We start from the raw sequence: 18,499 nt of genomic DNA, 5'->3' as shown, positions 1-18,499 counted from the left end.
AATAGGTCTCTATGACTGCCCTTATTCCATTGACGGGAGCGCATCCGCCGTGAAAGAAATATCCCTGTGTGAAGCAGCAATTCATTCGCTAAGCCAAAGCATTGCCGTAATCGGTCCGGATGGAATCGTCCTGGCGGTGAACCACAATTGGGCCAAAAGGGCATGTCAATATGGCCAAACGCCCCTTTGGGACCGCCCGGGAATAAACGTGATTGAGTATTTTCGCAGCGCCGGACGCGACGACCCTGAGTCCCGCCAGCTTCTCCAACATATCCTCCAAATCCTCGACGGGACATGCGATTATTACGCTATGGAAATTCGGGCCGTTGGCCCTCAAGAAATTAACTGGTTTCTGGCGGAGATTAGTCCCTTGGGAAAAACACGCAATACTCCGGCGCAAGGAATGGTCGTCAGTTGTACCGATATTACACGCCTTAAGGAAAGGGAGCAGCATATGGAGCAAGCCTTGTCGCATGTTAATGCGCTGCGGGGTTTGCTTCCGATCTGTGCCGTCTGCAAAAAAATCAAGGACGAAAATGAAATTTGGAATTCGATCGAAGCTTATTTGCAAAAGCATGCCCATGCCGAATTTACCCATGACATTTGTCCTGATTGCATCCGGGTGCTTTATCCCAAATATTCGTCCATTTTGGAAAGGCAGGATGACACTTGACGGGCCCGCCCGGCTTTCTTCGGACGGACCTAACCCGGGGCGCTAAGCTGTCTCACTTTTGACGGCTGCCGCTTTTTTCCTCGTCCGCCGCACCATCTGCCCAAGGGTAGCGCCCGCCACCCCGCCGGCGACAAGGCCGAGACCGCCCATATTCACCATCTCCCCCAAAGTGGATAAAACGATACCCGTGCAGGCTGCCACCATGGAAGGCAAAGTTCGTTCGCCGCCGAACAGCAGCGCCAGGAATAACGCCGGCAAAGCGAAGCCGAGAATAGCCGCCGCCTCGGGCGTGACCAAACCACCGAGGCCGGTTCCGACAGCGGTTCCGGCAATCCAGGACCCGTAGATGGCCAAAGAAAACGTTATATAATAGGAAGGATTTAACGGTTCGCCGCTGGCTGCCCGGGTTGATGTAACGGCAAACCCTTCGTCTGTCAGCCCGATCGCCGCCAGCCATTTTGGGCCTTCCCGCCATCCGGTCAAATAAGGCCCCATCGTAGCTCCATAAAGAATATGGCGCATATTCACCAGCAAAATGGTCGTTATGATCGTAACAGGCGCAGCGGCGGAGGTAAACATGCCTAGCAGCATAAATTGCGCCCCTCCGGAAAAAATCCACAGGGAACTAAAAACCGTAAGCGGTCCGGAGAGTCCGCCGGCGGCCGCAAGCAAACCAAATGTCATGGATAAGGGAAAATAGGCAAGCATAATCGGGACGGCATGGCGCAGCGCCAGCCCTATTTCATCATAACGTTTCATCTCTACCGTCCCCCTATCCCATCAAATAATAAACCGCGGCATAAAAAGCAATCCCGGCCGCAACCGTCAGCAGTAAACGCCGCGACCACCAAGCTACCGCCATCGTCGGGATGGCGGCCAGCAGCATTTTATTTTCCATGAGCGGTATCCACTCCCCGTCGTCCAGCAGCAGCAAAGGACCGATCAGCGCTCCGAGCACGGCCGGGGAAACAAATGAAAGCCACTCCTTCGTGCGTTCGGACCATTTTATGCGGCTCCCGAGGACCAAAGATCCCGCGCGCAATAAATAAGTCCCCGCTCCAATCATCATAATAATCCAGAAAGCGCCGGTCACGTTTACCCTCACCCCATTTTGCATATGTATTTTGCCGAAATGAACGCTTTTGCCCGGGCCTGTTGACCTGAAATGCATTTCATAAACTATACTTTTATACGGAGATCAAAAAATATAAACCAATAGACCCGAAAGAGAGACACACTTGGGTAAGGAGGAAACCATTCATGAAACTGATCGCCGTTGATTTGGACGGTACGCTGTTGACATCCGAAAGCAAGCCGAGCACCGAGGGGCTGGATGCGATTCGCCAAGCGGCCGCCAAAGGCCACACCGTAACCCTATGCACCGGCCGGGCCAGCTTTGACGCTAAAGCTTTGACGGGCGGCCTGGCTATCCCGATTATCGGTTTTAACGGGGCCGCCGTTTATAACGAACGCGGACAGCTGTTGCGGGAAACGCCGATCGCAGCAGCCGCGGCCCTGGACGCGGTTCGATATCTGCTGGAGCAGCAAGTTTATTTTGAGATATTCTGCCCTGAGGCGATTTATTCCCCTTACGGCGGGGAGCGCAAGCTGCAGGCGGAACTGGATGTGCTGGCAAGCGCCAATCCGGCGGCCAGCCGCGAGCGCTTGTGGAAAAGCGCCCAAATCCAATTTGTCCAATTTGGTTTTCAACAGATCGACGACCCTTTGCAGCTATTGAAGCGCGGGGCGCCGGTCTATAAGCTGCTGGTATTTACTTACGACGAAACTAAGCTGGACCGCATCCGCAAGCACTTTGGCGGGCAGCGCCATCTTCACACGACGTCTTCCGCCGATCACACAGTGGAAATTATATCCATCGAAACCGATAAAGGGAACGCCCTGCGCTTTATGGCCGAGCATTTGGGGGTCCCCATGGCCGATACCGTCGTGATCGGCGACAGCTACAACGATATCTCCATGTTTCACGCAGCCGGGACAAGCATTGCGATGGGCAACGCGGTCGATGAAATCAAACAATTAAGCACCATGGTCACGCGCGACAACAATCACCATGGCGTGGCTTACGCTTTGAACCACCTGCTGGAACTGTAGCGGACGGTTCATGGCACACGTGAGCGTGGCGGCTTCAAGGATAGACCCGCAAAAAACTCGGGGGAACTAATCCATGCGAAATTAGCCGGTTTTAAGTGAATTAAGCGCCATGACAACCGTTACAATTTGAAATCAACGTTCCTGGAACAAATAGCGGTTGTGACAACCGTTAAATTTGTTCTGCGGTTAAAGATGTATCTTGTAAAGTCCTAACCAAAAGCTCGCTTTGCTAAATACTAATGCTTGGCCCGCGAATCGCCTTTGGTTATGCAGAAAGAACCTTGCGTTCTGCAAGGTTCTTTCTGCAATTTGATGCGGTCGAGAGGACTCGAACCTCCACGGGCGTACGCCCACTACCCCCTCAAGATAGCGTGTCTGCCATTCCACCACGACCGCATATTCATATGTTCAGGGCTTCACCCCTACTTGAAGCTTTGAAGAAGGTTTTGACCCGTTAGGGAATACTCTCGCCTCGCTCGAGACTGCGAAGTGTTCCTGCCGAAGCTTATGCTCCGACGAACCCCTATCAGGGCTTCTCACCCCTACTTGAAGCTATTAAGAAAGTGGTGACCCGTAGGGGATTCGAACCCCTGTTACCTCCGTGAAAGGGAGGTGTCTTAACCCCTTGACCAACGGGCCGCAGCCTCATGCCGCTTGGAAGCAGCGACAAAATTGAGTATAGCAAAAACATTTTCGCCTTGCAACCCCTAATTTTCAGGTTTACCTTTTAAAATTCTTTTTGAGAGAATTATAGGGAATTATCCTGCGCGCCAGTTCATCGCTGGATATCATTCTCATCCCTCTGCATAAAAGAACCTCCCGGATGAACGGGAGGTTCTTTAGATAGATATTTCAAAACGGAGAGAGAGGGATTCGAACCCTCGCACCGCTTACGCAGTCTAACCCCTTAGCAGAGGGTCCCCTTATAGCCACTTGGGTATCTCTCCAAGAATATGGCTCCCCGAACAGGACTCGAACCTGTGACAACTCGATTAACAGTCGAGTGCTCTACCGACTGAGCTATCGGGGAACATTAGAAATTGTGAGAACACCAATAAATTTATCACGATTAGGCGGCAAAGTCAAGATTTAGCGGCCATTCCCCTTAAGGACAAGCAATGGAAAATAAATATTGCAATCCGCAGGGAAATCAATAAAATAAACTTAACATTAAAATAATTTTAACGTTAAATTTATTTTTTAACGAGGTGATTGTTATGAGCGAAAAAGTCCTGGTCAAAAGAAAAGGATTAGGAGGTTTAAAGCAGGAGCTGACAGTAAGCAGACCGTTTACGTATCTCCTTCTTGCCCGCGTCATCTCCAGGTTTGGGGATTCGATCGATTCCATTGCCTACAGCTGGATGGTGTATATGCTAACGGGATCCAAGGTTTTAATGGGGACTCTATTCGCTTTGAATTATGTCCCCAACTTGCTGTTCAGCTTTTTTGCGGGAACCCTGGTGGACCGCTGGCCCAAAAGAAATGTCGTTGTTGCAGCCTATCTGGGCCGGGGAATCCTCGTCAGCGTCACCGCTTTGATGTATTGGAAAGGGCTTCTGGCTCCGTGGCACTTGTATATTTTTACCTTGTTGATTTCCACGCTTGAATGCTTCGCTTCCCCCGCCGAGACCGCCTTGGTTCCACAGCTCCTTTCCAAGGAAAAGCTGCTCAGCGGCAATTCACTCAGCGCCACTGCGTCAAGAATCGCCGAGTTGGCGGGTATGGCAGCGGCCGGCGGTATCATCGCCTTTTGGGGAATATCGGCCGCGATTTTAATAGACGGACTTACCTTCACGGCCGCAGCCGCGCTCCTGGCATTCCTTCGCGTTCCCCCGGCCTCCCTTCCCCCGTTAAACCAAGCAAGCAGCGCCTTTTTTCAAGAAGTCAAGGAAGGTCTGCGCTACCTTCAAGCGAACAAACTTGTCCTAACCATTATTTTCACCGCAGCTTATGTGAACTTTTGTCTGTCGCCGTACAATGTGCTGAATGCGGTATACGTTAATGAAATTTTACGATCCGGCCCCGAGGCCCTCAGTCTGTTGGGCATTAGCTTGATCATCGGGATGATCGCCAGCGGATTATGGATCGGCAAAAAGGGCGGCCACTTTAAAAAAAGCCGGCTCATCATCACCGGTTACTTGCTGCTGGGAAGCAATTACGCTTTGTTGTATGTCCCCGCTATTTTACCGGTACATCCGCTTTACCCGGCTGCGGCTTTCTGTTTTGGCATGGGCTTGGCCATCTCTTTAATCAACACCCCGTGCACAACGTACTTCATGGAATCGGTACCTAATGAATTGCTTGGAAGAGTAAGCTCCCTCAACAACATGGTCTGCACCTGTGCGATTCCGGCGGGGAGCGCCCTGGCTGGCGTGATAGGGGAATGGATGCAGGTCCACCTGCTCTATCTCGTTTTTGGAGTATTCATGCTGCTGCCCGTCTTTTACCTGTTGAAAGAGCGTAAGTTTATGAACATTTGACGAACCGCTAGCTGCTTTGCGCATTTCCATGGATAAGCTATACTAAATTAAACGAAAAAATAACCGGTTGTTAGTCTTAACATGGGGTGCGCGCACATGGAAATCAAGGAACTGAAAACGCTGGAGGAAATCCGCATTTATTCGGATCCGTATCGCATGCAGATCATAAACGAATTTCAGCGCTTAAATCGTCCGGCGACGATCAAGGAAGTGGCGGATGCGATGCGGGAGGTGCCTGCCAAAGTATATTACCACGCCAAAAAACTGGAGCGCATCGGGCTGCTGCAGCTGGCGGACACCAAACTGGTCAACGGCATTACGGCCAAATATTATGAGCCTTTTAAAGGGGCAATCCATATTAAAAAAAGCGAGATCGACGAGGTGATCGGGCAGGTCTTTCAATCCGAGACGGAAAAACTGCTCAGCCATCTTTACGATGAAAGCAAGCAGCGCTTTTTGAAAGCCTCCAGGCTCACCCCGCCTTCGGCGCAAATGACGAGTCCGAGCGTTTTTTTGACGAAGGAAAAAGCGGAGGAATTATTCCGGTGGATCAATGATTTCTGCGAACAGCACCAGGAAGATAACAAATCTCCGGATGCCGAACGTTATGAAATTTTTTTCACCATAGCCAAAAACACGGATTCTCCGGGAAAATAAAAAGAACCATCGTCTCCATAAGCGGAAGCGTGGTTCTTATATTTTTGCTTGTTCATTTGTTCCAGCTTCGTTTTCGTTTTACGGGTCCTCAAATCCGTGAAAACAAACGGGCTGCGGCTCAGTTCGGGATTTCTCTTCCCTTCGCGGATCTGCTTGTTGCGTTGCTTTTTGGCTTTGGATTGGGCCATCTTCAATCACTCCTCTTTCAAATGAAGGCGAAAATCGCGGCTTTTCAGCACCGAGAAGGTTGGATGAAGCCAGGGACTGAGTAGCGGAGCGTAGGATAATCCTACGTGAGCAACGGAAGGCCCGGCTGAATTCAAGATTCGACGCCGAATCCGCTTCCTTAGCATCCGCTTCGTGATCAAAAGCCGTGATTTTCGCTTCCTCTTTCAAATGAAGGCGAAAATCGCGGCTTTTCAGCACCGAGAAGGTTGCGTGAACCTGAAGAAGGAGGAGCGGAGTGTAGGGAAAACCTACATGAGCACCGGACTTCGAAGGTGAACGCAAGATTCGACGCCGAATCCGCTTCTTTGCACCGCTTCGTGATCAAAAGCTGTGATTTTCGCTTCCTCTTTCAAATGAAGGCGAAAATCGCGGCTTTTCAGCACCGAGAAGGTTGCGTGAACCTGAAGAAGGAGGAGCGGAGTGTAGGGAAAACCTACATGAGCACCGGACTTCGAAGGTGAACGCAAGATTCGACGCCGAATCCGCTTCTTTGCACCGCTTCGTGATCAAAAGCCGTGATTTTCGCTTCCTCTTTCGCATTATGATCAAAGTATATCATATATCGGACCAATGTTCCGCCTATTTGCCGAGGAGCTGGATTAAGCGCAGCCGTCCGGCGCATTTTCCGCAGCGGTAGCGGTTCGGATCCGCGCGGCGTTTGCGTAGATATTCCATGCCGCACTCTACGCAGACCAGTTTGTAACGGTAAGGCAAAGTTTTTCTTTGTTGATTTCCGGGCAAAGCATTGCAGAACCGGCTTCCTCCGACCTTTTTTAACAGAGCCTTAAATTCCGGGTCTCGATGCTGATAGCCTTGTCCCGACAAATGCAAATGGTAATGGCAAAGCTCGTGCTTGATGATCTTCTCGACTTCCTCTTGCCCATGAACGGCGAGCTGCGCGGGATTGATTTCGATGTCATGGGTTTTTGTAAAATAACGCCCCCCGGTCGTACGCAGCCGGCTGTTAAACCGGGCCCGGTGGCGAAAAGGAACGCCGAAATCACGGAGCGAGATTTGCTCGACCCAGGCTTGCAATTGGTCGTTGTTCATCGGGTTCTCCTTTCTTGCTGAACTTCGTCCCGGCGGGTTGTAGTCACCGGAATGGTCGGCTTGGGCCAGCGTGGACTTTTACTTGAAATTTAACTTCCTATTACGCTACACTGTCAAGTAGTTTAATAGAAAAGGAGATCATAAGCGATGTCCATGATGAGGTACGTGATTTTGCAGCAAGGCCAGGAGTTGAAGTTCGTGGAGATGCCCGCGGACTATGCTTATCAACTCAGCGCATTGAATTTGCGGTTAAATAAGGAGATCGACAAATTAACGGCCCGGGAGGTCCCGGCGCTGCCGCGTGCGATCGCCGAATGCGACCGGTTGGATCTATTGCAGGAATCGCTGAGGATTACGAGCGGACTGGATTATATCAATGAGCTGGAGGCCTCCTTTTCTTCCATCCAGGAAGAAAACTACCCGCTGATCTCACTGCTGACCGAAATTCGCGCTCTTCAGGCCCAGCTCGAGCAGTGGTACGAGGAAGAAGGCGCAAGCTGAATTCAGGGTTGAGTGTAGGGAAAGCCTACATGAGCCACTGGCGTTGCATTTAAATCTGGCAAGCTACCTTTTCTGGGCACACCAATATTCTAACGGTTGCCACAAGCGCTATTTGTTCCAATACGGTTGATTTCAAATTGTAACGGTTGTTATGGAGCTTATTTCACTGAAAACCGGCAATTTTTGCTTGGAGGCAGGCAAATAACGGCGCTCGCAACCGTCCCTCGTATTTAAGAAGTTTTCTCACGAATACTCACTTATTCGCAGGATTTCGCTACCTTGAAAAGCGAAGAGATGGGGGAGCTCCGGACAAAAAGCCGTGGTTTCTTGCAAAAGGGTGTGCAGGAACAGAAGTCGTGCATCTTTGCACTTCTCCAAAAAATGGTTTCCTGCACCCTCCACTCGGCCCCTGGAGGTTCACCCTCCCATGTCTCTACGGGTCTTCGCCCTTACATTCCTTCGTTGTACCTGTCCAAGGCGTGGAGACCGATTGCGTTTAAAAGATGGGTCATTTGCCCTTACGGTTGCGAAACTCGGTTCTGTGTTGCTTTCTTTGTTCGAATCCTGCGAACGAGTCAATCTTCGTATGACGACGGATTATCAGCCAGGCTCGGTTACGTCAATAGATTTAGGCTAGGCGACTCGGTGGACCGCTATCTCGGAGCGATACGGTTCCCCCTTCTGAACCATGCCAATGAGGATTCGAGCGAGTTTGCCGATTAACTTGGTGATTGAAGCCATCTTCTTCATTCCTTTCTTCAGGTTGTACTCATGCCATCGCTTAAAGTCCGGATGTTGGCCAACCAAGCCCAGCACGCCCAGGTAGAGATACTTGCGAAGCATGCTGTCCCCGCGCTTGGAGAGCTTGATCTGTCCTTTGAACTTGCCCGAAGTACGTTCCGCTAGATTCAGACCGGCCCGGCGCAGCAGTTGACGCCCATGGGCATAGTTACGCAAATCTCCGGCACAAGCCAGAAGGGCCGCGATCGTTATGGTTCCAAGGCCTTTAATACTTCGCAACTGCCCAGCTAGCGGAATACAGCCTAGTAACTTCTTGACTTCCTGCTCGATCTCCTCAAGCGACTTGACGGCATATTCATACGCATCCAGCAAACGCTGCAGGTCACGCCGCGCTTCTTCAAGTGCCTGTATATCGCCGATACTATGTGCAGCCACCAGAAGAAGCCGGGCGGCCTTCGCTTTGCCACTTACTCCGCCCGCACGTTTCATCCCTTGCTCACGCCAAGCTTCGATCACGTCATCCGTACGAAGACCCTGCAAGTCGGACGGCAACGGAAAGGCGCGGAGCGACGCCAGAGAACGCAAAACTGTCCAATCCGGGAAGACCGAACGGAATTCCGGAAACTTCAGATCGATCCAGCGGATAATGCGATTTCCCAGGCTCACCTGCTGCTTGACCCAAAATTCTCGATCACTCATAACCGCCTTGAGTCGTTTGAAAACAGCCGCCTCTGGCGTATAGTCCGTGTAGAAGCCTCGGCTAACTACGTCGGCAATGTTCAATGCATCCTTGGGATCGTTCTTGGACGGGCAATTGTCGCGATTTTCCTTATTACGATGCACTGTTACCGGGTTCACCAGTACCACCGTGATCCCTTGCTCCCGTAACCAATTCGCGAGATTGAACCAATAGTGGCCTGTGGGCTCCATGCCGACGATGAGTGAGGATAGATGGTGTTTGTCCTGTACGTCACACGTCCAGCGCAGAAGCTTCTCAAAGCCTTCCCGCGTGTTTGCGAACGACAGATGGCGTGGTGTCAGGACACGCCCCCGAAAATCGGTCACTTGGGCGGCATGAACATCCTTGGCGATGTCAATCCCGATGATCGCATGCTGCATGGTAATTCGTTCAATCCGTTGATTTGTGGTTTGAATTCGAGTAGACTTCATAGTAAGCGCCTCCTGATAGGTTTTAAGGGCTTTTGACCCGTCGACACCCCTATCATACGAGGCGCTCCTGTTTTTTTCAAAGACGAAATCTTAACCTACACAGGAATGTTTAGAGTTTAGAAAAGGCCTTTTTTCGGCAAATAGCCGCTGCTACAACCGTTAGATTTCGGATAGCTTTACGGGAAAGCTTGAGCAAAAGTTACTGCCAACGCCAGTGTACATGAGCACCGGACTTCGAAGGTGAACGCAAGATTCGACGCCGAATCCGCTTCTTTAGCGCACGCTTCGTGATCAAAAGCCGCGATTTTCGCTTCCTCTTTCAAATGAAGGCGAAAATCACGGCTTTTCAGCACCGAGAAGGTTGGATGAAGCCAGGGACTGAGTAGCGGAGCGTAGGATAATCCTACGTGAGCAACGGAAGGCCCGGCTGAATTCAAGATTCGACGCCGAACCCGCTTCTTTAGCACCCGCTTCGTGATCAAAAGCCGCGATTTTCGCTTCCTCTTTCAAATGAAGGCGAAAATCACGGCTTTTCAGCACCGAGAAGGTTGGATGAAGCCAGGGACTGAGTAGCGGAGCGTAGGATAATCCTATGTGAGCAACGGAAGGCCCGGCTGAATTCAAGATTCGACGCCGAACCCGCTTCTTTAGCACCCGCTTCGTGATCAAAAGCCGCGATTTTCGCTTCCTCTTTCAAATGAAGGCGAAAATCACGGCTTTTCAGCACCGAGAAGGTTGGATGAAGCCAGGGACTGAGTAGCGGAGCGTAGGATAATCCTACGTGAGCAACGGAAGGCCCGGCTGAATTCAAGATTCGACGCCGAGTACGCTTCTTTAGCACCCGCTTCGTGATCAAAAGCCGCGATTTTCGCTACCTCTTCCGGCGGGACGTGCACATCTTGGGGATTCGCCCCATAGTCTAAACATACCAAGGTGATTGCCGGAGGAGGAGATACATTTGCCTAACTGGCTCAGCAATCAGATCATGCGTGCCTTTAACAAAAGAGACCGCCGTCAAATTCGGCTGCTGAACGATTGTTGGTTCTTTTACTACAGCCGCCGGAACAGCCAAGGAGAAACGAGCAGTATGCAGTAAACGCTGGAAAAAAGCCGTCCCCTCCGCGTATGCGGATTGGGGACGGCTGCTTCATTTTATACTATTTCACCACTGGGCTGAGCACCCGGCAGCACATTTCGCCCCTCGCCTCTCAGTGGAAAAATCCAATAGATTGACGGACATCAAACGCGATTTCGAGCTCTCATTGGAATTCTCCAATAGATTTCGATCAAATCGCTTGTTCTGCTCTCTGCCGAGACCGATCTATTGGAAATATCCATTCAAGCCGCGGCATCCCCAACAAACCTCCAATTTTATTGGATATTTCCAATCAGAACGTTATTTCGGACCGATGGAAATAGCCGCCGCCCGATTCAACCTAAGCAGCCGTTCCCAACTTGCTCTCGGTCTTTCCCCCTCGCACCCAGCGAGGCGGCTCAACTCAAAGACGCCAGCTTGCCGTCGCGATACCGCGCCTGCCGAAGCGCCTCGCCCGGTTCGGCCCGCAGCACCAGCCCTTCCTCCCGCATGACAATTTGCCGCGGGTACGCGGCGTAACTGGTGATAAGCCAGCCATCCCCGTCCCCATCCCGTGTTAAACAGCCATTCGCGCAGCGGAGCCGCCCCAGCTCATCACGGTACAAATAAGCAGTCGTGCCGAACCCGAGCAGATACGCCACCAGTTCCTCGCCCATGTCCCAGTCGTCGCCCGAAGCATTCGCGAACAAACGGGCGAACAGCGGGTCGCTCGCGCCCCGGAACACCGATTGGCCGAACCGGTTGCGCGACAAGGACGGCATGTTCAGATTGGGGGCGGCGACGCTGTAGGTCGATGCGGCTTCGCCCGGCTGCAGGCGGCGCGGCGTCGACACCACGTTCCAGTCGTAACAGTTGAAGACGGCCATGCTGGCCCGGTAAGCCGCTTCCAGATACCGCGGGTCGCCCAGGTGCTCGTAAGCCGTCCGCGCCGAAGCCGCAACCAAACCGCCCCACAGGGAGTGAATCATATAGGACAACGCCTCCCACCAGCGGTCCGGATTTTGCCCCCGGTAATCGTTGCTGAAGCCGATGTTGGCCAAAATCAGCCGGGCGTACTTCTCTCCCTCGCCGGTCAAGCCGACACGCAGCAGTGTTTCGCAGGTCGGACCGAACCCCGCGTTGTCGTAAAAATGCTCGGTGACGGCCCCGGCAAACTGGCTGGCATTTCGCTTCAAACGGCCTCCAAACGCCTCCCACAGCGCCTGCAAACGGTCAAGCTCCCCGGTCAGGCCGCAAGCCGCCAAATCCGCCAGCAGGTCTAACACATACATAATAAACACGCCGTTTAAACCCGTCTCGTTTTTTTCCCGCTGCCCCTCATGACAGTCCGGATCCAGCCGTACGCACAAAACTTCGGCGGCCCACCGCAGGTACGTTTGCGGCGGATGGAGCTTCAGCAGCGCCGCGTCCATCCGGGAGAGCAAATAAAACACATGGGCGATATAATCCAGATCGAAAATCCGGTAAAACGTCCCGTACAAAACGCGGGGCCGGGAGAAATCGCCGCCCTCGAACCAATGGTGTTTCATATCCAACACCGCCGAGGCTTCCGCCATCGCCACCTGCTCCGGGACCGGTGCCGCCAGGCTGTTTTTCATCAGCAAAAAAGCTAGCTTGCCCAACGATTCGCCCTGGTTGGACAAAGGCAAAAAAGCATGCGGCCTGCCCGCTGTCCCCGTGGGATCGTAATTGTTCCGGCACAGCCATTCGGCCCGCTTCTCCAAAATGCGGTCAATCGGCTCCAGCACGTTCCACACCAGCACATCCTTGCGCCCGTCGTCCAGCGTCAGCTCCAGCTTATGTTCACCGGCCTCCTCCCGCCGTAAAGCTAAGCGCAGCACCTCCCCGTGTTCGCCATCCGCGGCAAACCGCTCTGTCACCGCTTCCTCTACGCCAGCAGCTAACCGCCCTGTCACCGCTTCCTCTACGCCAGCAGCTAACCGCTCTGTCACCGCTTCCGCTCCGCCCGCAGCTGACCGCTCCGCCACCGTTTCCTCTACGCCAGCAGCTGACCGCTCTATCACCGCTTCATCTCCGCCAGCAGCTAACCGCCCTGTCACCGTTTCCTCTACGCCAGCAGCTAACCGCTCTGTCACCATTTCCTCTACGCCAGCAGCTGACCGCTCCGCCACCGCTTCCTCGTGGCGGCGGAAGCTTCCAGCCGCAGCGGGAACCGCGGAAACCACGCGGATTTCCCGCACACGCTCCCCCGCCGGAAGCTCCAGCTCCGCCTCGAACATTCCTCCCCGGACCAGCACCGGCGTATATTCCCAGCGCGGATGACCGTACGCCATTGCCTGCCGGTAGAAATCATCCCGTCCCTCGCAGGAAGCGAAGGCGTACTCCCAACTCATATTCTGACCGGCCTCCAACACGACCGGATGATATCCTTCCCTATAAATCCAGTCTGCCGCCGCCGATTCCGGCATCGAGCCGCCGTCCTCCACCAGCGACAGCCGATGAAACAGCACCCCGTCCAGCGAGGGCGAAACCTGCTCCAAAAACCGGTTCTCGTAACGGCAGAACGAACCAAACGCCGCCGTGCGCCCTTTAACCCCGTACACCGCCAAATGGGGCGCCTCATCGCTGCGCCGGATCGCCGCAAACTTGGCAAAATCGCCGCCCAAATGGGCGAAAACCGCGCACGATTGCCGCATATTGCGCAGCACGTTTTCGTCCCGGAACATCACGTAAGCGAGCGCAAACCAAATATGCAGCCCCTCGATCCGAACACTCCTGTCCGCCCTGTTTTTGCACTCCACAATCCAGCGAATGCACTCCTCCTCCAGCGCATAGGTCAGGTTAATCTCCAGCTTCTCCGCCATAAACCGGACCCGCATCCGGCTATCGCTTTCCCGCGTGATTTCCGGCGTCAATTCCGCGCTGTTTAGCGTCCGGCCGTCCACCATCGCCGTCCATTCCCCAAACAGTTTATCCAGCGTATCCTCATACCCCGCTTCGGTCAGATACTCCGGATCCACCACCCAGTTCATAGCGGCGGGATCTTCTTTCATCAACAGCGCCGTCACCGCGCCGCGTCCGTTAAACTCCAGCTTAAACTTTGCATTGCTCAGTATGGTCATATTTCTCCACCCTCCGTCATGACGGCTCGTTATTTTTTGACACCGCTAAGCGAGATGCCCCCCAGAATCAAATTTTGCGTAAAATAGAACAGCGTGGCCGGAAACAGCACCGACAGGCAGGAAATCGCCATCAGCTTCTCGTATTCGATGTTGAACGCATTTTTGAACAGATTGATCCCCAGTGGCAGCGTATACATACTCTGGTCGTTGATAAAAATCAGCGGCGTCAAAAACTCGTTCCAGCACCACACGAAATGGAATACGCCGATAACGACGACGATTGGCCGGCATAACGGGAGGATGATTTTCCAGTAGATCTGCCAGCGGTTGCAGCCGTCGATTTCCGCCGCTTCGTCCAGGTCGCGCGGCACGCCCATAATAAACTGCCTGGCCAGGAAAATGAAAAACGCGGAACCGAACGCCCCGGGCAAAATCATCGGCCACAGCGTATTGATCATCCCCAGCTTGTTGTATTCGATATACAGCGGGATCGCCGTGACGTCCCAGGGAATCACCATCGTGCCGATGACGAGCAGAAACAGGGCGTTCCGGCCCCAGAAATTAATCCGTGCGAACCCGAAGGCGACCATCGTCGCGGACAGCATGGCAAACGGCGTCGAAACGCCCACCACGATCAGCGTATTAAGCAAAAACCGTCCAAACGGCTGGGCGTTCCAGGCGTCGGCAAAATTGCGGAACTGCCACGTATCGGGAATCAGCTCCGGCTTCGGCGTAAAAATATCCTCCGGCGCTTTCAGCGCGGTGGACAGCATCCAGGCGATCGGAAACAGGAACGCCGCGGCAAGCAGCAGGATCAAAATTTGGAACAGCAGCGTCTGAATTCGTTTTTTTCGCGCCAGCGTGTGCATCAGCGTCCACCTCCATCGGCTTCATAGTACACCCAATATTTCGACGATTTGAGAATAAGTCCGGTCAACAGCACGATCAGAACAAACATCACCCATGCCATCGCGGAAGCGTACCCCATTTTGAAATGGGTAAAAGCGTTGCGGTACACGTGCAGGGAATAAAAATACGTCGAGTTGGCCGGGCCGCCGCCGGTCAGTACAAACGCGAGCACGATCGTCTGGAAAGCCGAGATCAGGCTGGTCAGGATGTTGAACAGGATCGTTGGCGTGATCAGCGGAAGCGTAATGTTGAAAAATTTGCGGATCGGACCGGCGCCGTCGATATCGGCGGCCTCGTAATATTCCGACGAAACGGAACGCAGTGCCGACAAGTACAGCACCATCGGCGATCCAACGCCCCACAGCGCGATGAAGATCAAAGCGTATAAGGCGACATTCGGATCGGTCAGCCAATGCACCCGCGGCAGGCCGGCAAGCTCCAGCATGTAATTGACCGGTCCGAAATCATCGTTCAGCATCCAGCTGAAAATAAGCGCCAGGGTAACCCCTTGAATCAAGGAGGGCAAGTAAAAAACGGCCCTGAACAGCTTGATGCCGTACGAAGCCCGGTTCAGCAGCACGGCGATAAGGATCGCGAAAATCACCTGGAGCGGAACCATAATAAACACATATTTGAACGTGACGGTCATGGCATTCCAATAAAAAGGATCGGCCGTAAACATCTGCGCATAATTCTGAATCCCGATAAATTCGGGGCTGCCGACCATATTCCACTCGGTAAAGCTGATACCTAACGAAAACATCATCGGGAAAAACATCAACAGGAGGAACCCGATCAGCCACGGAGAGATAAAAAACAGGCCTGCGAAATTTTCGCGCCGTTTTTTCCGTCTGGCCGCACGGCGCAACATGGCGGCATCCGAGCCGGCTGCTTGCATTTTGTCATCACCTCGTTTGGGGGAACGCGGGAAACGCTAGGGGCACTTCCCGCAATTCCGTTACTTTAATACCGCTTGCGCTTGCTTTGATGCGTCATCCAGCGTTTTCTGAATATCGGCGTTGCCGTAGAAAATCGCCTGCACCCCGGCGCGGATCAAATCTTCCGCTTGGCTCCACTTCTCATTGCGCATGCTGGCGATCAGCTTATCGGTGCCTTCCAATTCCTTGGCGAAGGACTCCAAATAAGGATCTTTGGCGTAACCGTTCTGTTCATCCACGGAAATGACCGGTGAAAAAGCGAATTTGTCGGCCGTAATGATTTTGATGCCTTCCTCCCCGGACATGAACTTGATCAGTTCCCAGGCGGCTTCTTTGTTTTTGCCGGCTTTCGGCATGGAATATCCTGAAGTATGGATGATGCCTTTCAGACTGCCGCCTTCGGGAAGCGGATGCGTTACGGTCCCGATATCCAGCTTGCCTTCCTTCAACATATCCCCCAGCGGCCACATGCCGTTGTCAAACATGGCGATCTGCCCGGTTTGGAAAGACTCCAGCCCGTTGTTGGTGCTGAATTTGCCGGCCGAATTGATTTTGGAGGAGGCGTCGTACAGCTTTTTCAGGAACGTCATCGTTTCCACATTTTCCGGGCTGTTCAACACTCCATCGACCGTTTTGCCGTCATCGCTAACCATATCTCCGCCGTTGCTCCAAAAATAAGGCTGCATGGTCATTACGTCGTCCGGCGTCATAATAAAGCCGTATTGGCCCGGTTTGGTCAATTTTTGCACCGTCTCGACGAACTCGTCCCAGGTCCAGCCGTCCTGCGGATAAGCAACACCCGCTTCGTCAAACAGCTTTTTGTTGTAGTAAATCGCCCGCGTGGAATAGGTCGTCGGAAGCCCCCACAGTTTTCCGTCATATTTCATATAATCCATAATGATGGGGTAATATTTGTTTAGATCGTAGTTATCTTTGTCCACCCAGGTTTGCATATCCTCCAGCGCCCCTCCCGGGACATAAAGCGGATAATTCCAAGCCATAAACACATCGGGCGCCGTCTCGGAAGCAAGGGAAGTCAGCAGCTTCTGGTCGTAGTTGTCCGGTACGGATTCCACTTTGACCTTGATGTTCGGATGCTTTTCCATAAAAGCGTTGATCGCGTTTTGATAAGGCTGCAGCGTTTGGCCCGAATCCCAGGTCATAAACCGCAGCGTCACTTCCTCCGCCCCATTTTCTCCGCCGTTTGCCGCCCCGTTCGGATTGGCACCGCTTTCATTTTTGCCCCCGCAAGCGGACAGCAGACCGAGACATAACGCGCTGACCAAGGCAAGAATGACTAACCATTTTTTGCTCTTTTTCATACGAACCCCTCCTTGAAATTTATGGTTGATGTTATATGTGAACTTGCGGGGGCGAGCTTTGGCTTTTGGCTTCACTTCCGCAAGACATCACCGCAGCAAAATCTAAACGTTTAGATTTTTTCGGTTAAAGAAACCTTCAGCGCGAAAGTTTCCCGTAAAAGCCTTCGTTTCGAAGTTTCCGTGTTATAGTTTCCGTGTTATAGTTTCCTTGTTTAAGTTTCTATATCAAAGTTTCTATATCAAAGTTTCTATATAAATTTTTCATGTCAAAGTTTTCATGTCATGGCTTTCCGCCTTTGGAGGCGCCACGGAATCGCGCTCAATCAGCCGGCACACCGGCATTTCCGGACGCCAGGCCTGCTTTCCGTTGATCACTTCATGCAGCGTCTCCATCGCACGGTACCCCATTTCATGGAGCGGCAGATCCATAGTCGTAATCCGCGGGCTTAAATAATCGCTAAACTCCCGGTTGTCGAACCCGATGACGGACAAGTCGGCCGGGATGTTCACTCCCGCTTCGTTCGCAGCCTGCAGTACGCCAACCGCCATCACGTCGTTCATCGCCAGAATCGCCGTAGGCGGCGCGGGCAAGGATAGCAGCTCCCGAGTCAAGCGATATCCGGATTCCCGCTCCCAATCCCCCATTTTAATCAGCACCGGGTCAAAAGGAAGCTCGAATTCAGTCACCGCCTTGTAGTAACCGTTAAGGCGCAGCCGGGATGGAATGGAGTCCATTAAACCGCTGATGATCGCGATTCTCCGGTGCCCCCTGGCAACCAGGTAAGACATCGCCTCGTAAGAAGCTTGTTCATCATTGTATTGGATAGCCATGTCGTTTTGGGTATAGGCGTACGTATAAACGATCGGCTTGCCTTCGCTGTCGATCAGTCCGGTTAAATCCCGGGGATGCACGCCGATGTATATCATGCCGTCAACCTGCTTGCTGAGCAGTTCGGAAACCGCGCTTGCCGCATATTTCCGGTATTTGTCCGTATGTTCGAAATCCCGGCCGATCCGTTTGTCGAGCCGCAGGTTCGTCAGCAGGATATGTAAATCGTGGCGGTCGCCGTAATCGTTGATTCCGTCGATGATCTCCGGCGTGTTGAACACGGTGACGTCCTCGGCGATCACGCCGATCGTGTCGGTACGCCGCCGCTTTAAGCTTTTGGCGATGTCGTTCGGCTTGTAATTCAGCTCCTCGATCACGGCCAGCACCCGTTCGCGGGTTTTGGGACGGACGTTCCGCGTGCCGTTCAGCACGTAAGAAACGGTTGCCGTGGATACGTCGGCTCTGGCGGCAATATCTTTGATGCTAGGTTTGGAGCTAGGATTGGACATTGTTCTTGTTCCACCTCCCCCGGATTTGCTCCGCAAAACAAAATTTAATCGTTTAGATTTATAATCCTTTTATATCACAACCCGTTTTAGGTTGCAAGCGGTTTCTTATTCGGTATTTTCAAATTTGAAGGAAGTTGTCGATCTTACGCGAATTATTTCTCATTAATGTGATAAGTGGCGGGACGAACGTATTTTTTGCAT

At 52.8% G+C, this 18,499-nt stretch carries 16 protein-coding genes and 4 tRNA genes; 6 read left to right on the top strand and 14 right to left on the bottom strand.

The annotated features are described in order from the left end of the window. Positions 1-49 precede the first annotated feature (49 nt). Positions 50-673, top strand: coding sequence for a PAS domain-containing protein (locus NYE69_RS10990; RefSeq protein ID WP_270619674.1), 624 nt, complete (start codon positions 50-52; stop codon positions 671-673). Between the two features lie 42 nt (positions 674-715). Here NYE69_RS10990 and NYE69_RS10985 read toward each other — a convergent pair whose 3' ends face one another. Together NYE69_RS10985 and NYE69_RS10980 are read right to left on the bottom strand one after the other, a co-directional pair. Beyond that, on the bottom strand, positions 716-1,432 hold the full coding sequence (locus tag NYE69_RS10985) for an AzlC family ABC transporter permease (protein WP_270619676.1): 717 nt from the start codon (positions 1,430-1,432) through the stop codon (positions 716-718). A 13-nt stretch (positions 1,433-1,445) separates the two neighbouring features. After that, positions 1,446-1,766, bottom strand: coding sequence for an AzlD domain-containing protein (locus tag NYE69_RS10980; RefSeq protein ID WP_270619677.1), 321 nt, complete (start codon positions 1,764-1,766; stop codon positions 1,446-1,448). Between the two features lie 167 nt (positions 1,767-1,933). Between NYE69_RS10980 and NYE69_RS10975 the strand changes: the two genes are divergently transcribed. After that, positions 1,934-2,785: a Cof-type HAD-IIB family hydrolase gene (locus NYE69_RS10975; protein ID WP_328269981.1), complete on the top strand. Its 852-nt coding sequence runs from the start codon at positions 1,934-1,936 to the stop codon at positions 2,783-2,785. A 313-nt stretch (positions 2,786-3,098) separates the two neighbouring features. Here the strand turns inward: NYE69_RS10975 and NYE69_RS10970 are convergent. From NYE69_RS10970 to NYE69_RS10955, 4 genes are all read right to left on the bottom strand, one after another. Next, positions 3,099-3,181: transfer RNA gene (locus tag NYE69_RS10970), tRNA-Leu, on the bottom strand. 168 nt (positions 3,182-3,349) lie between these two features. Then, positions 3,350-3,424, bottom strand: a tRNA-Glu gene (locus NYE69_RS10965). Between the two features lie 219 nt (positions 3,425-3,643). Further along, positions 3,644-3,732 (bottom strand) — tRNA-Ser (locus NYE69_RS10960). A gap of 7 nt (positions 3,733-3,739) precedes the next feature. Beyond that, positions 3,740-3,815, bottom strand: a tRNA-Asn gene (locus tag NYE69_RS10955). A 187-nt stretch (positions 3,816-4,002) separates the two neighbouring features. Between NYE69_RS10955 and NYE69_RS10950 the strand changes: the two genes are divergently transcribed. Both NYE69_RS10950 and NYE69_RS10945 read left to right on the top strand, forming a co-directional pair. After that, positions 4,003-5,265, top strand: a complete 1,263-nt coding sequence (locus NYE69_RS10950; RefSeq protein WP_340926178.1) for an MFS transporter — start codon at positions 4,003-4,005, stop codon at positions 5,263-5,265. Positions 5,266-5,361: 96 nt separating this feature from the next. Next, complete coding sequence (locus NYE69_RS10945; RefSeq protein ID WP_328269979.1) at positions 5,362-5,922, top strand: winged helix-turn-helix domain-containing protein; 561 nt, start codon at positions 5,362-5,364, stop codon at positions 5,920-5,922. A gap of 78 nt (positions 5,923-6,000) precedes the next feature. Here the strand turns inward: NYE69_RS10945 and NYE69_RS10935 are convergent, their stop codons facing one another. Together NYE69_RS10935 and NYE69_RS10930 are read right to left on the bottom strand one after the other, a co-directional pair. Then, complete coding sequence (locus NYE69_RS10935; RefSeq protein ID WP_340930604.1) at positions 6,001-6,432, bottom strand: hypothetical protein; 432 nt, start codon at positions 6,430-6,432, stop codon at positions 6,001-6,003. 297 nt (positions 6,433-6,729) lie between these two features. Further along, positions 6,730-7,200, bottom strand: a complete 471-nt coding sequence (locus tag NYE69_RS10930) for a SprT family protein (RefSeq protein ID WP_340926177.1) — start codon at positions 7,198-7,200, stop codon at positions 6,730-6,732. Between the two features lie 147 nt (positions 7,201-7,347). Here NYE69_RS10930 and NYE69_RS10925 point away from each other — a divergent pair, with 147 nt between their 5' ends. Next, entirely contained in the window at positions 7,348-7,701 is a 354-nt protein-coding gene (locus NYE69_RS10925) for a hydrolase/acyltransferase (RefSeq protein ID WP_340926176.1), read from the top strand. 633 nt (positions 7,702-8,334) lie between these two features. On the opposite strand, the gene NYE69_RS10920 is transcribed toward NYE69_RS10925, so the two are convergent. Further along, positions 8,335-9,612: an IS110 family transposase gene (locus NYE69_RS10920; RefSeq protein ID WP_326045729.1), complete on the bottom strand. Its 1,278-nt coding sequence runs from the start codon at positions 9,610-9,612 to the stop codon at positions 8,335-8,337. Between the two features lie 958 nt (positions 9,613-10,570). Here NYE69_RS10920 and cmpA point away from each other — a divergent pair. After that, complete coding sequence (gene cmpA / locus NYE69_RS10915) at positions 10,571-10,708, top strand: cortex morphogenetic protein CmpA (protein ID WP_115311231.1); 138 nt, start codon at positions 10,571-10,573, stop codon at positions 10,706-10,708. Between the two features lie 398 nt (positions 10,709-11,106). Here cmpA and NYE69_RS10910 read toward each other — a convergent pair whose 3' ends face one another. The 5 genes from NYE69_RS10910 to NYE69_RS10890 all read right to left on the bottom strand — a co-directional run bounded on the left by NYE69_RS10910 (position 11,107) and on the right by NYE69_RS10890 (position 18,298). Beyond that, positions 11,107-13,791, bottom strand: coding sequence for a hypothetical protein (locus NYE69_RS10910; protein ID WP_340926174.1), 2,685 nt, complete (start codon positions 13,789-13,791; stop codon positions 11,107-11,109). 29 nt (positions 13,792-13,820) lie between these two features. Next, positions 13,821-14,660, bottom strand: coding sequence for a carbohydrate ABC transporter permease (locus tag NYE69_RS10905; protein ID WP_124331776.1), 840 nt, complete (start codon positions 14,658-14,660; stop codon positions 13,821-13,823). After that, positions 14,660-15,598, bottom strand: a complete 939-nt coding sequence (locus NYE69_RS10900; protein ID WP_328273120.1) for a carbohydrate ABC transporter permease — start codon at positions 15,596-15,598, stop codon at positions 14,660-14,662. Before NYE69_RS10900 ends, NYE69_RS10905 begins: the two co-directional genes overlap by 1 nt. A gap of 60 nt (positions 15,599-15,658) precedes the next feature. Then, positions 15,659-16,960, bottom strand: coding sequence for an ABC transporter substrate-binding protein (locus tag NYE69_RS10895; RefSeq protein WP_340926172.1), 1,302 nt, complete (start codon positions 16,958-16,960; stop codon positions 15,659-15,661). A gap of 261 nt (positions 16,961-17,221) precedes the next feature. Beyond that, positions 17,222-18,298: a LacI family DNA-binding transcriptional regulator gene (locus NYE69_RS10890; RefSeq protein ID WP_340926170.1), complete on the bottom strand. Its 1,077-nt coding sequence runs from the start codon at positions 18,296-18,298 to the stop codon at positions 17,222-17,224. Positions 18,299-18,499: the final 201 nt, after the last annotated feature.

It is taken from the genome of Paenibacillus sp. FSL R5-0527 (assembly GCF_038008055.1).
In the GTDB taxonomy this organism is placed as follows: domain Bacteria; phylum Bacillota; class Bacilli; order Paenibacillales; family Paenibacillaceae; genus Fontibacillus; species Fontibacillus macerans.
Note: the sequence above shows the minus strand (reverse complement) of the source record. Positions and strands in the feature narration are given on the sequence as shown.